Here is a 12,303-nt window from a genome sequence, read left to right on the forward strand (position 1 = left end):
ACGCTCCCAAAGCAGGTTCAAGCCAACGCCACGTTCGGCTGCATGACGGGCAGCCGGGACGAGGCGCGGTCAATGTCGGTCAGAAGCGCGCTTTGGGCGTCGCAGAAGGGATGTTGTGCACGTCGTTCAAGGGCCTGAAAGCCGCCTGTTCGGCGTCGTAGGCGCTGATGTCGCTGGTTTCGATGTTGTAGATCCAGCCATGGATAAATAACTGGCCATTGGCCAGGCGGGAGGCCACGGACGGGTGCGTGCGCAGGTGCTGCAACTGGGCGATCACGTTTTCTTCGGTCAGGCGGTGCATGCTGTCGGTTTCGCTGGCGCAGGCGCAGTTCTCCTGAACCATGGTCTTGGCCACTTCGGCATGGCGCAGCCAGGCTTTGACAGTGGGCATGGCTTCAAGGCTGTCGGGGTTGAGCACACCGCGCATCGCCCCGCAGTCCGAGTGCCCGCACACGATGATGTGCTGCACCCCCAGCACCAGATTGGCGTATTCAATGGCCGTGGACACGCCGCCGTTCATCTGACCGTAGGGCGGCACGACATTGCCGACATTGCGCGTGACAAACAAATCGCCGGGCGCGCTTTGCGTGATGAGTTCGGGGACGATGCGCGAATCGGCGCAGGCGATGAACATGGCGCGGGGACGTTGGGCGGTGGCCAGCTTTTTGAACAGGTCTTTCTGTTGCGGAAAGATGTCGTGATGAAAATGCAAAAAACCTTCGACGATGTGCTGCAGCGCTGCTTCGGGGGTGGCAGTGGCTGCAGCTATCGACTGATTATCCTTGGTACTCATCATTCATCCTCTTTTGGCAAAGCGAAGAGATTTCTGGTGGAGGCCAGAAACGGGCCGTCATTGACCCGAATGAAAAAAAGTACCGGTTGAAGCTTAACTAAAACTGAATTAACCGCTCTGGAACAAGGCTTTCATGATGGCATTAAGCAATTGCCGGGACGGTGCAGGGCGCGCTGATTCAGAGCAGCCACATGCCCACCAGCCCGCTGAGGATGCCCACCAGCATGGTCATCACGGCCACACTGACCAGCACGCGGGTGTCGAAATCCTTGCGCAGCATTAACAGCGACGGCAGGCTCACGCTGGGCAGGGTCATCAGCAAGGCCACAGCAGGCGCGGTGCCCATGCCCAGTGCCATCATCGTTTGCACAATCGGGATTTCCGCGGCAGTGGGGATCACGAACAGCGTGCCCACAATCGCCAGGGGGACGAGCCACAGCAGGCTGTCGCTCATGGCGCCATCGACGTGAGGGAACAGCCACACGCGGGCCGCGCCCAGCAGCAAGACGGCCAGCAAATACACCGGAATGGTATTCCAGAACAATTGCCACAACGTGCGCGCCCAGCGCACCAAGAACGGGTCTTGATTGCCCTGGCTGGCATCGGAGATCGCGTCCAGCGCCGCGTCAGGAATGCTCTCCGGGCGTGAGATGCGCTGGGCAATCAGCGAGACGCCAATCACCAGCACTAACCCGGCCACCAGGCGTAATGCACTGAACCCCCAGCCCAGTACAAAGCCCATGAACACCAGCGTTGCCGGGTTCAGTACCGGGTTGGCAATCCAGAAGGCAAGGGCGGCGCCCACCGACACCTTCTGTCGGCGCATGCCGGCGGCAACCGGGGCCGCGCAACAGGTGCACATCATGCCCGGCAGGGCGAACAGCCCGCCGCGCAGGGTCGAACCCAGACCGGCCTTGCCGAACAGGCGCAGCAACCAGTCGCGCGGGATCAGCACTTGAATCAGCGAGCCGAGAATCACTGCCAGAACGGCGGCTTTCCAGATCGCCAGAAAATACACCTGGGCATACGCCAGTGCCGCCGCGAGGGGCTCGCCCTGGTTATCGTTGAGGATCGAGGCGCCAATGCTGTGGTTGTCTGCCGCCAAAAAGGCTTTGGCGTAGTAGGGCGACCACTTGACGTAATACAGGCCAATGCCTGCTATCAGCAGGAACAGCAGGGGCTTGCACCAGAATGACCAGCCCCGTGTAGGTTTGACTGAGGAAACACTGGACATAAACAGTTACCGGACATGAGGAAATTGCGGCGCATCATACGCCAATCCGGAGGCTGATTTATCTGCAAGGGGTGTCAGACCGCGCAAGCTGGCGCGATCTGTAGTGAAGCCTTACAAGGTTCTGATGGCGTTGCTGATTGCCCGGGCGCACTGGACGATGGCCGAGCCCATCTTGAGCTCTGCGTCTTCCATGCTCCAGCGGCTGCTGGGCGCCACCACGTGGACGGCTGCCACTGGCAGGCCATGGCTGCCGTACACCGGCGCGGCAAGGGTCATGTCCCCCAGGAACATTTCTTCCTTATTGGTGGCGTAGCCCTTGCTCCGGGCCGCTTGTATGCGTTCGAAAATAGCCGCCGGATCGGTCAGCGTGTGCTGGGTGAAAGGCCGAATATCGCTGGCTTGCAGGGCCGCGTGCACGTCTTCGTCAGGCAGTCCGCTGAGGTAGGCCCGTCCGCCGCCACTGAGGTACATGGGGATGCGGCTGCCAATCGGCATATGAATGGGGATGAACTTGGGCGCCACAAAACGCGCGACATACACCATGGACACGCCGTCAGGCTCGGTCAGGTTGACGGTTTCGCCAGTGAGTTGGTTGAGTTCCGCCAAGTAAGGATTTGCAACGTCAACGAGTGTGTCCGCGGCTAAATAGTTGTAGCCGATTTCCATAACTTTGGGCGTTAACTGGAAGCGGCGGCTTTGCGGATGCTTGCGGATATAGCCCAGCTCTTCGAGCGTGTGCACCATTCGCTGGGCGGAGCTTTTGCTAATGCCCGCAACCTGCGCAATATCGGCCAGGTTCATGGTTCGCCGTGCTGCGCCAAAGCCGCGCAATACCGCGAGGCCCTTCTCCAACGACTGATTGAAAAGGGGGTTATTGTGTTCGCTCATGACGCTTCCTTGGCGTTTATGTACGTTATAAATATCGATATCCGATACTTATAAATCTCTTTACGATTTAGGTAAATTGTTTATAGTCGATGCCGGCTTTTAACACCAGAGGGTGCGGAGGCTGTTTCAAGGCGCCATCAGGATAATAAAAGCGACCACAGGGAGATTCGCCATGCAGAAAAAATTTCAAGTGCTCACGCTCGTGTGTGCAATCGCCGCGGGCATGATGGGATCTGCCAGCGTACTGGCTACACCGACCTATCGCGTCGGGGCTACCGCCACAGGCATTCCATTTACCTTCGTTGACATCAAAAGCGGGCACACCCAGGGCATGATGGTTGACGCGATTGAAGCCATTGGCAAAGCGGGCGGTTTCGAGACGGATATTCAACAAAGCGTCTTTTCTGCGCTGATTCCTTCATTGACGTCCAACAAAATCGACCTGATCTCGGCCGCCATGCTCAAAACCCCTGAGCGCGAGAAGGTCGTGCAGTACTCCGACCCGATTTACAGCTACGGTGAAGGGCTGATCCTTCAGGAAAAAGACCCTAAACCCTATACCAGCATGGCTGACCTGAAAGGGGAAATCGTCGGTGCCCAAGTGGGATCGGTCTTTATTGATGCCTTGAACAGGCATGGCGGTTTCAAGGAAGTGCGCAGCTACGACTCGGTGGCCGACATGATGCGCGACCTGCGGTTGGGCCGGATCAAGGCTGCATTCGGCGACCGTCCCATCGTGGCGTACCAGATGGCCACCAACCCCAAGCAGACCAAGGGGCTGAAACTGTCGGACACCTATAAGTCGGTCGTGGTGGGCGATGTGTGCATCGTGATGCGCCAGAACGACCCCGAAACACTTGCGCAAGTGAACAAGGGCATCGCCGCGATCAAGGCTGATGGCTCGTTGGACCGCATCATTGAGCAGTGGAAACTGAACTGATGATTCCTCGGCCCGCACGCTGCTGCGGGCCGTTTCATGTGTTGTTTCGCAGGTAACTTATGTTTCTCCAGGACGCGTTGGACTTCCTCCCGCTGTTGTTGAAAGGGGCGGTCGTTACTGTGCAAGTCACTGCGGGATCGTTCGTGCTGAGTTCGCTGATCGGTCTTGTATTCGCTTTGATGATGGTTTCCAAAATCCGCGCGGTGGCGTTGTTCGCCATAGGCGTGGTCAACGTGATTCGCGGTCTGCCCATCATCGTTCAGCTGTTTTATATCTATTTCGTATTGCCCGACTTCGGCATCCAGCTCAGCGCCATGCAGGCGGGTGTGATTGGTCTGGGCATCGCATACTCGGCCTATCAGGCCGAAAACTTCCGCGCCGGCATCCAGGCCATTGACCACGGCCAGATCGAAGCCGCCGAATCCATCGGCATGCGCGGCATGATGATCATGCGCCGCGTGGTATTGCCCCAGGCGTTCCGCATCGCCTTGCCGCCCTACGGCAATACGCTGGTGATGATGCTCAAGGACTCCTCGCTGGTGTCCACCATCACCGTGGCCGAGATGACCCGCCAAGGTCAGTTGATCGCCTCTTCGACGTTCGAAAACATGACGGTGTACACCTTGGTGGCCCTGCTTTACCTGTCGATGAGCCTGCCGTTGTCCTTCGGTTTGCGTCGCCTGGAAGCACGCTTCGCGACGCGGAGAACCTCATGATTGAACTCAAGGGTGTGTACAAGCATTTCGGCAGCGTCCCGGTGCTTGAAGGGGTGGATCTGCAAGTCGGGCAAGGCGAAGTGGTGTGCCTGATCGGCCCTTCGGGGTCGGGCAAATCGACGCTGTTGCGGTGCATCAACGGCCTGGAAAGTTACAGCCGGGGCGAGATCCTGGTCAGCGGCCAACGCGTGGACCGCAACGACAAGAGCATCCATCAGTTACGCACGCGTGTGGCCATGGTGTTTCAGCGTTCCAATCTGTTCCCGCACCGCACGGCGCTCGAAAACGTGATGGAAGGGCCGATTTACGTGCTCAAGCAACACCCGCAAGCGGCGCGCAAGCAGGCCACGGCGCTGCTCGAAAAAGTCGGTCTGGCCCACCGCATGGACGCTTACCCGGACGCCTTGTCCGGCGGGCAGCAGCAACGCGTGGCGATTGCCCGCGCGCTGGCCATGAACCCGCAAGCCATTTTGTTCGATGAGCCGACCTCGGCCCTCGACCCGGAACTGGTGGGTGAAGTGCTCACGGTCATGCGGCGTCTGGCGGATGAGGGCATGACCATGATCGTCGTCACCCATGAGATGGGATTTGCCCGTGATGTCGCGGACAAAGTGTGTTTCTTGCACAGCGGCCACATTGTCGAGGCCGGGCCTGCCAAAACAGTGCTGAGCGCGCCGCAACACCCGCGTACCCAGGATTTTCTGCGACGTCTGCTGAACCAGACGGACGAGGTTGCCTCATGAAATCTGCTTCCAGCGGTCAGTTGCCGCCTTCGCTGTGGTCAGCCACGGCCCGGCCCGGCGCCATGACACCGCCGCTCAGTGAAAACAAACGCGTGGACGTGGCCATTGTCGGGGCCGGATACACCGGGCTGGTCACGGCATTAAGGCTGGCCGAAGCAGGCATCAGCGTGTGCGTGCTGGACGCTGGCGAACCCGGGTGGGGTGCATCGGGTCGCAACGGCGGGCAAGTGATTCCGGGCCTCAAGTACGACCCCGATCAGTTGCTCCAGCGTTACGGTGAGACGCGCGGCGAGCGCATCATCGAGGCCTGCGGAGGGGCAGCCGATGAAGTTTTTGCCTTGATTCGCGAGTACAGCATCGCCTGCGAAGCCAGCCGTAAAGGCTGGATCCAGCCCGCCGTGTCCGCCGTGTCGATGAAAGCGCTTGAACACCGGGCCCGGCAATGGCAGCAACGAGGGATTGCCGCCGAGATTCTGGACCGTGATGCAGTATGCCAGCGGCTGGGAACGCACAATTATCTGGGCGGCTGGGTCGACCCGCGCGCGGGCAGTTTGCATCCACTGAACTATGCCCGCGGGTTGGCCAAGTCAGCGCTGGGCCGTGGCGTCACCATTCACAGCCAAAGCCGGGTGACCGATTTGCGGCGTGTGGGGCAACAATGGCAATTGACCACGGCCCAAGGCAACACGGTCAGCGCCGATCGGGTGGTGTTGGCCACCAACGGGTACACCGACAACCTGTGGCCGGGTTTGCGCCAGACCGTACTGGCGGCCAACAGCTTCATCATCGCCACCCGTCCGCTGCCCCCTGACTTGCGCAAGACCATCTTGCCGGGAGGTGAAGTGTGTTCGGATGCGCGTCGCCTGTTGCTGTACTTCAAGATGGATGCCCAGGGCCGCTTGTTGCTGGGCGGTCGCGGGCCGTTTGCGGAGCCGACCCGGGCCGGGGACTGGACGCATCTGGAACGCTCGATGGTGATGCTGTTCCCGCAACTGGCCGGGGTAGTCGTCGAATACCGCTGGAGCGGGCGCATTGCGTTGAATCAGAGTGTGTTGCCGCAGCTGCATGAGCCTCAGCCGGGGCTGTCGATACTGATGGGTTACAACGGCCGGGGGATCGCCATGTCGACCATGTTGGGCAAGCACCTGGCGGCGCGCGTGGCGGGAACCGACAGTGACTTCCCGTTCCCGGTCACGCCCATTCGCAGCATCCCGTTCCACAGCCTGCAACGCTTGTACGTTGCCGCCGGGATCACCTACTACCGAATGCTCGATGCCCTGAACTGACCTGTGCAACGGCAAGCAATTGCTTGCCGTTGCCTGGGCGTCAATCGTCGGTTTTGATGGTGGCCACGTCGTCAGCCTTGATCCTGATGTGCTTGCCGGCAATGTCCACGAACTCGTAGAAGCCGTCGTTGGTTTTGGTTTTTGGCAGGTCTTTGGTCAGGTATTGCGTGCCGTTTTGCAGGGTCACCACGCTCGGCGAGGCGCACCCGGCCAGCCCCAGCATTGCCACCATCACCAACGGTACAGCGATCACATTGATCTTCATGCAAGCTCCTTGAGCATTCAAACGTAAGGATTAAACGCACGGGCTTTTATGCAAAAGCCAGTGTCGGAAAATAACTGCTGCCTCTGACAACGTTTTATGCCGAGAGTGCGCCAGGTAGTCAGCATTACCGCTGATACATTCATAAGGGCCGACGCGCCGCAGCACGCCGCTGTCGATTTTGTCCCTGACCATAAAATCCCAGCCCAGCCCGACGCCCATGCCTTGCATGATTGCCTGATAGGCCAGCGTCACTTGGTTGAACAGCGGGCTGTCGGGCGAGGGGGTGTGCTCAATCGCGAAATGCCGGAACCAGTCGCGCCAGTCCATGCAGTTCCACCCGGATGAATCCAGCTCGATCAGGGGCAGCGTTTGCACATCAGACGGTGCGCCAATGTCTGCCACAGGCAGGGCGGCGCTGACCACCGGGTACACGCATTCGGCAAACAAGAGATGGGCATCCAGTGATGACCACTTGCCATTACCGTACAAGATCGAGAAATCGTAATCCGCTGTACTCGACTCGTCCAGACCATTGTTGGCGTGGATGTTGACCGTGATCCCGGGGTGAGCGGTGTTGAATGCCAGCAGACGCGGAAAGAGCCAGAACTGTGCCACAGCGTGGGTGCACTGCACCGTCACGGCAGTAGGCGCATGTTCCACCTTGATCCGGTTGACACTGTGTTGCAGTCGCTCAAGCATCGCGCTGACTTCTGCAAACAGGCCGGCGCCCGCGCGGGTCAGGCTGATACCCCGGGCTTGACGCTCGAACAACGAGAGTCCGAGGGCATCTTCAAGGGTGCGAATCTGTTTGCTGACGGCGCTTTGGGTCAGGCACAGCTCGGTTGCGGCGCGGGTAAAGCTGCCATTACGGGCAACCGCCTCGAACGTGATCAGTGTGTCGAGCGGTGGCAAGTGTTTCAGGTAGCGGCTCACGGGTTTTCCTGTGGGGCAGACTCTGCAGGTGGGCTGGAAGTGTGTTGGATTATTCCTATAAGGAATGCCTGAATGCCAAATGCTCTTTAGTCACTCAAGCGTTGAATGCCTATTCTTGCAGCCTCTTTCAGGTTGTGAGCATACGTAATGAAGCGCGGGATAGTCTATGCCGGCATGGCAGGTGCCGTGTGGGGGTGGGTGTTTTTGGTGCCGGTGCTGTTACCGGAGTTCAGTCCGCTGCTCCTCAGTTGTGCCCGTTTTATCCTGTACGGCGCAGTGTCGGCACTGTTGATACTGCCCAACGCCAAGCGCTTGCTGATCCAACTGACCCTGCGCGACGTAATGACACTGGTGAAGCTCGCCCTGTTGGGCAACCTGATTTATTACATGCTGCTGGCCGCCGCCGTGCAGTGGGTGGGGATCGCCGTGGCGTCACTGATCATCGGCGTATTGCCGTTGACCATCAGTTGGCTGGGCCGCCGCGATGCGGGGGGCGTGCCGCTGACTCGTCTGATCTGGCCGCTGCTGCTGGTGCTGGCCGGGATGCTGTGCATCAACCTTGAGGCCTTGTCTGGCGCCGATGCCGGGCAACCGTTGGCTGAAAAAATACTGGGCATTGCCTGTGCCATGGGCGCACTGGTGTGCTGGACGGGATTTGCCACAGCCAACGCGCGGTACTTGAAACACAGTTCATTCACCAGCAGTGAATGGTCGAGCTTGTGGGGCGTGACCACGGGTGTGCTGGGGCTTTTGATCTGGGCCGTCGCCCATGCGCTGTCGCTGGAGGCTGCGCACGCCGACGTCAGTGACACCCGCTGGCAGGGGTTCTGGGCGATCAATCTGGTGTGTGCGGTCGTCGGCTCATGGTTCGGCAACCGGCTGTGGAATGCGGCTTCGCGGCGGCTGCCGCTGACCTTGAGCGGCCAGTTGATCGTGTTTGAAACACTGTTCGCGCTGTTTTATGGCTTTGTCTATGTGCAGCGCTGGCCGACGTTGCTGGAATCACTGGCCGTGATCCTGCTGTTAAGTGGCGTCAGTTGGGCCGTACGCCGTCATGCGCCCGCCCGCCAGGCACTGGCCTGATCAGCTCGGGCAGGCTTTGGCGCCGTTGTTCAGCCCTTGTTTATCGACGCGGCTGAGCAGGGTGGCTTTGCCGTTGTGCCAGGTCAGGGTCAGCACGTACAGGGAGTCGAAATCGCTGTCGGCCCAGTCTTCGGTCAGCGAGACTTTTTTCCCGGTGGCCTTGCCCGCGACCGTGTTAATCAGCTCGGGCAGGTAGCCATGGGACCAGGCGGTGTAGACGGTCGAGTTGTGGTACTTGTCGTCTGTCAGCTCGTTGGCCAGTTGCCGTGTATCGTTGGCCGAAAACTCCAGATTGATGGGCAAGCCCAGTTTGATGGCGCTGGGGTTGATGGTCATCATCGGCCGCACATAGCTGTAGGCGTCATCCTCGGCGCCTTCTTCGACCTGACGCGACGGGTTGGCGGCGAACACGTAATCCGCCTTGCCATATTTCTGCGGCAGCAACGTCGCCAGATCAATGGCGCGGTTCAGGCCCTGGCAGGTCAGTTGCCCCAGACCGTCAGCCGGTTTTTCAGCGTGGCGCATGAACACCAGGGTCTGAACCCCGTCGGCCGGTTGGGCGAAAGCGTCTTCGACGTGGGAGCTAAGGCTGACAGTGCCCGCGATCAGCAGCAGCGGGACAGCGGCTAACGCGAAGCGGTTTTTTTTCCAGTCGATCGGGAACATGAAGGTCTTCTGTATCAAATCGGGCGAGTGCGCTCCTTGTCGTACAAACACCGAAGTGCCCGTCATCCTTGAACAAAGTGTTCATTAGACGCGCATTTGGAAATTGGTTCGCTCTCACTTTAGTTGCAGACGTTTCTGAATGCTTCCAGGGATTAAACTGACGAGTACTGGTAAGGCGCTGTTCAATTGGCCATCATTGAACGGCCTTCATCCTTAAGAGGTTGTGCCGATGTTACCTGCTCCGCTCAGACCGCCGATCAACCCCGTACACCTGCGCGTGCGAGCCTGGCGAGGGCGGGTCGGCTTGGGGTTGGTGGCGAGCCTTTCGGTGCTGGCTGGCATGACCGATGCCATCGGGTTTCTGGCCACGGGCGATTTCGTGTCGTTCATGAGCGGTAACACCACGCGCCTGGCGGTGGCGATCAGTCAGGGGGATGCGAGCCTGGTGTTGCGCCTGTTCTTTGCCGTGCTGGCGTTCATCGCAGGCAACACGCTGGGCATTTTGCTTGGGCGTTGGGGCGGACGCCGCGCCTTGCCCTTGATGCTGGTCATTGCCGGGCTGTTGTGTGCTGCCGGGCTGGTGCCATTTGCGTCGCAGGTGCCGGCCTTGCTGGCGGCCATTCTGGCGATGGGCATGCTCAATGCGGCTGTGGAGCAGGTCAACGGGTTGCCGGTGGGGCTGACGTACGTGACCGGGGCGCTGTCGCGTTTCGGCCGCGGTCTGGGGCGCTGGCTGCTGGGCGAGCGCAAGAGCGGCTGGCGTGTGCAACTGGTGCCCTGGAGCGGCATGTTGCTGGGTGCGGTGTTGGGCGCCTGGCTGGAGGCACGGTTCGGGGTCAGGGCGATGTTATTCAGCGCGGGGTTTGCCTGCGTGCTCGGTGTGATCTCCTTGCGCATCCCGCGCCGCTGGCAGCGCGATTACATGCCGCGCTAAACCCCTGTTTGTCTGCGACTGCGCGACGGGTAGACTGGCGCGACGCGCGGGCCTGCCCCAATCAATAAACAGGAGTTGTTGTGTCCCAGTCTGTCGATGACCATTCGCCCCTCGAGTCATTCTCACTTGAAAGCCCGGCGCCCCTGTACGCGCGGGTCAAACAGGCCATCGTGCAGAAAATCCGCTCCGGTGCCTGGCTCCCCAATACGAAGTTGCCGTCCGAAAGCGAGTTGCTCCAGCAATTGGGCGTGAGCCGCATGACCATCAACCGTGCCTTGCGCGAGCTGACCATCGAAGGCTTGCTGGTGCGCATGCAAGGCGTGGGGACGTTTGTGGCGATGCCCAAGGGCACGGCGGCGCTGTTCGAAATTCACAATATCGCTCAGGAAATCGCTGATCGCGGCCATGTACACCGCAGTGACGTGATGGTGCTTGAAGAGGTCCCGGCCAGGGCCAACCCGACCTTGCCCTTCGCCCTGGACGGCATCGAACGGCTGTTTCATTCGGTGATCGTGCATTACGAAAACGAGGTGCCGGTGCAAATCGAGGAGCGTTTCGTCAATGCGCAGATTGCGCCTCTTTATTTGCAGCAGGACTTCACCCTCACCACGGCCTATGCCTACTTGATGGACCTTGCGCCGCTGACCGGGGGCGAGCATGTGGTGGAAGCCATTCATGCCACCTCGGCGGAGTGCCGTTTGCTGGGCATCAAACGAAACGAAGCGTGCCTGATGATTCGCCGCCGCACCTGGTCGGCCCAAGGCGTGGTGGGGTGCGCACGACTGGTGTATCCGGGCTCGCGCTATCGGTTGCAAGGGCAGTGTGGGCACTGAGTGGGCGTTGGCGCGGGTGGGCGTGTTACCCGCGTTACTTTTGGTGCAGTTCCGTTACCTTTTTGCCGGTCTGTGCACCAAGTTGCGGCAACTTTTCACGTGCTTTCGCTAAGAGCGAGCTGAGTCGTGAAAATCTTAATTTTTATAACGTCCTGATTTAAATAATATTTTCCTATTGTCATGGCACGCGCCTGAGAAGGCGCGCTGCATGTTGGCCCTTCGCTTGCATTCACTTGTACATACAGGTTGGTATAAGTGCGCAGTTGGCGCACTGCACCTCATGTCGTTGATGCCATTTGATGAAGGATTACTGCATGACAACTGCTCACACCCGTCACCGCGACGGTGAAATCCGCGCCGCCCGTGGCACCCGTCTTACGGCTAAAAGCTGGATGACCGAAGCCCCGCTGCGGATGTTGATGAACAACCTCGACCCGCAAGTGGCCGAGAACCCGACCGAGCTGGTGGTGTATGGCGGCATTGGCCGGGCAGCACGCAACTGGGAGTGCTACGACAAAATTGTCGAAAGCCTCACTCACCTCAATGACGACGAGACCTTGCTGGTGCAATCCGGCAAGCCGGTGGGCGTGTTCAAAACCCACAGCAATGCGCCGCGCGTGCTGATCGCCAACTCCAATCTGGTGCCGCACTGGGCGACCTGGGAACACTTTAACGAACTGGATGCCAAGGGCCTGGCCATGTATGGCCAGATGACAGCCGGGAGCTGGATCTACATCGGCAGTCAGGGGATTGTGCAAGGCACGTACGAAACCTTCGTCGAAGCCGGTCGTCAGCATTACAACGGCAGCCTCAAGGGCAAGTGGGTCCTGACAGCGGGTCTGGGCGGCATGGGCGGTGCGCAGCCTCTGGCCGCCACCCTGGCGGGCGCCTGCTCGCTGAACATCGAATGCCAGCAGAGCCGCATCGATTTCCGTCTGGCCACCCGCTACGTCGACGAACAGGCCACCGATCTGGATGACGCGCTGGCG

The 12,303-nt window shown here is 59.8% G+C and carries 13 protein-coding genes and 1 pseudogene; 8 read left to right on the plus strand and 6 right to left on the minus strand.

Annotation, left to right across the window (positions count from 1 at the left end):
- Nucleotides 1-79: 79 nt before the first annotated feature.
- The 3 genes from BKD70_RS21865 to BKD70_RS21875 all read right to left on the minus strand — a co-directional run bounded on the left by BKD70_RS21865 (nucleotide 80) and on the right by BKD70_RS21875 (nucleotide 2,915).
- Entirely contained in the window at nucleotides 80-793 is a 714-nt protein-coding gene (locus BKD70_RS21865; protein ID WP_047274963.1) for a carbonic anhydrase, read from the minus strand.
- Between the two features lie 178 nt (nucleotides 794-971).
- Nucleotides 972-2,027, minus strand: a complete 1,056-nt coding sequence (locus tag BKD70_RS21870; RefSeq protein WP_047274777.1) for a permease — start codon at nucleotides 2,025-2,027, stop codon at nucleotides 972-974.
- A gap of 111 nt (nucleotides 2,028-2,138) precedes the next feature.
- Nucleotides 2,139-2,915: an IclR family transcriptional regulator gene (locus tag BKD70_RS21875; RefSeq protein WP_047274775.1), complete on the minus strand. Its 777-nt coding sequence runs from the start codon at nucleotides 2,913-2,915 to the stop codon at nucleotides 2,139-2,141.
- 172 nt (nucleotides 2,916-3,087) lie between these two features.
- Here BKD70_RS21875 and BKD70_RS21880 point away from each other — a divergent pair, with 172 nt between their 5' ends.
- Genes BKD70_RS21880 through BKD70_RS21895 form a run of 4 tightly spaced genes read left to right on the plus strand, consistent with a single transcriptional unit; the run spans nucleotide 3,088 to nucleotide 6,600 of the window.
- On the plus strand, nucleotides 3,088-3,855 hold the full coding sequence (locus tag BKD70_RS21880; protein ID WP_047274773.1) for an ABC transporter substrate-binding protein: 768 nt from the start codon (nucleotides 3,088-3,090) through the stop codon (nucleotides 3,853-3,855).
- 59 nt (nucleotides 3,856-3,914) lie between these two features.
- Nucleotides 3,915-4,571, plus strand: a complete 657-nt coding sequence (locus BKD70_RS21885) for an amino acid ABC transporter permease (RefSeq protein WP_047274771.1) — start codon at nucleotides 3,915-3,917, stop codon at nucleotides 4,569-4,571.
- A complete protein-coding gene (locus BKD70_RS21890; protein ID WP_047274769.1) occupies nucleotides 4,568-5,314 on the plus strand; it encodes an amino acid ABC transporter ATP-binding protein in 747 nt (248 codons plus the stop codon). Before BKD70_RS21885 ends, BKD70_RS21890 begins: the two co-directional genes overlap by 4 nt.
- Entirely contained in the window at nucleotides 5,311-6,600 is a 1,290-nt protein-coding gene (locus tag BKD70_RS21895; protein ID WP_047274767.1) for an FAD-binding oxidoreductase, read from the plus strand. The genes BKD70_RS21890 and BKD70_RS21895 overlap by 4 nt, the downstream gene beginning before the upstream one ends.
- Nucleotides 6,601-6,640: 40 nt before the next feature.
- Here BKD70_RS21895 and BKD70_RS21900 read toward each other — a convergent pair whose 3' ends face one another.
- Nucleotides 6,641-6,865 (minus strand): YgdI/YgdR family lipoprotein, encoded by a 225-nt coding sequence (locus BKD70_RS21900; protein WP_047274766.1) that lies wholly within the window; start codon nucleotides 6,863-6,865, stop codon nucleotides 6,641-6,643.
- Between the two features lie 30 nt (nucleotides 6,866-6,895).
- On the minus strand, nucleotides 6,896-7,798 hold the full coding sequence (locus BKD70_RS21905) for a LysR substrate-binding domain-containing protein (RefSeq protein WP_047274765.1): 903 nt from the start codon (nucleotides 7,796-7,798) through the stop codon (nucleotides 6,896-6,898).
- Nucleotides 7,799-7,945: 147 nt separating this feature from the next.
- Here BKD70_RS21905 and BKD70_RS21910 point away from each other — a divergent pair, with 147 nt between their 5' ends.
- On the plus strand, nucleotides 7,946-8,881 hold the full coding sequence (locus BKD70_RS21910; protein WP_047274764.1) for a DMT family transporter: 936 nt from the start codon (nucleotides 7,946-7,948) through the stop codon (nucleotides 8,879-8,881).
- Here BKD70_RS21910 and BKD70_RS21915 read toward each other — a convergent pair whose 3' ends face one another.
- A complete protein-coding gene (locus BKD70_RS21915; RefSeq protein ID WP_047274763.1) occupies nucleotides 8,882-9,547 on the minus strand; it encodes a histidine phosphatase family protein in 666 nt (221 codons plus the stop codon).
- 229 nt (nucleotides 9,548-9,776) lie between these two features.
- On the opposite strand from BKD70_RS21915, the gene BKD70_RS21920 reads away from it, so the two are divergent.
- From BKD70_RS21920 to BKD70_RS21930, 3 genes and pseudogenes are all read left to right on the plus strand, one after another.
- A complete protein-coding gene (locus BKD70_RS21920; RefSeq protein WP_047274762.1) occupies nucleotides 9,777-10,481 on the plus strand; it encodes a YoaK family protein in 705 nt (234 codons plus the stop codon).
- 80 nt (nucleotides 10,482-10,561) lie between these two features.
- Complete coding sequence (gene hutC / locus BKD70_RS21925) at nucleotides 10,562-11,314, plus strand: histidine utilization repressor (RefSeq protein ID WP_047274761.1); 753 nt, start codon at nucleotides 10,562-10,564, stop codon at nucleotides 11,312-11,314.
- A gap of 314 nt (nucleotides 11,315-11,628) precedes the next feature.
- Nucleotides 11,629-12,303: pseudogene (locus BKD70_RS21930) on the plus strand (urocanate hydratase); the annotation flags it as partial.

It is taken from the genome of Pseudomonas sp. BS-2016, from assembly GCF_001806145.1.
In the GTDB taxonomy this organism is placed as follows: Bacteria; Pseudomonadota; Gammaproteobacteria; order Pseudomonadales; family Pseudomonadaceae; genus Aquipseudomonas; species Aquipseudomonas lundensis.

Bases quoted from the DNA above. Each gene is read 5' to 3' on its own strand.
- BKD70_RS21890 (WP_047274769.1), top strand. From the start codon at position 4,568: ATGATTGAACTCAAGGGTGTGTACAAGCATTTCGGCAGCGTCCCGGTG.
- BKD70_RS21875 (WP_047274775.1), bottom strand. From the start codon at position 2,915: ATGAGCGAACACAATAACCCCCTTTTCAATCAGTCGTTGGAGAAGGGC.
- BKD70_RS21880 (WP_047274773.1), top strand. From the start codon at position 3,088: ATGCAGAAAAAATTTCAAGTGCTCACGCTCGTGTGTGCAATCGCCGCG.
- BKD70_RS21895 (WP_047274767.1), top strand. From the start codon at position 5,311: ATGAAATCTGCTTCCAGCGGTCAGTTGCCGCCTTCGCTGTGGTCAGCC.
- BKD70_RS21920 (WP_047274762.1), top strand. From the start codon at position 9,777: ATGTTACCTGCTCCGCTCAGACCGCCGATCAACCCCGTACACCTGCGC.
- BKD70_RS21900 (WP_047274766.1), bottom strand. From the start codon at position 6,865: ATGAAGATCAATGTGATCGCTGTACCGTTGGTGATGGTGGCAATGCTG.
- BKD70_RS21870 (WP_047274777.1), bottom strand. From the start codon at position 2,027: ATGTCCAGTGTTTCCTCAGTCAAACCTACACGGGGCTGGTCATTCTGG.
- BKD70_RS21910 (WP_047274764.1), top strand. From the start codon at position 7,946: ATGAAGCGCGGGATAGTCTATGCCGGCATGGCAGGTGCCGTGTGGGGG.
- BKD70_RS21865 (WP_047274963.1), bottom strand. From the start codon at position 793: ATGAGTACCAAGGATAATCAGTCGATAGCTGCAGCCACTGCCACCCCC.
- BKD70_RS21885 (WP_047274771.1), top strand. From the start codon at position 3,915: ATGTTTCTCCAGGACGCGTTGGACTTCCTCCCGCTGTTGTTGAAAGGG.
- BKD70_RS21915 (WP_047274763.1), bottom strand. From the start codon at position 9,547: ATGTTCCCGATCGACTGGAAAAAAAACCGCTTCGCGTTAGCCGCTGTC.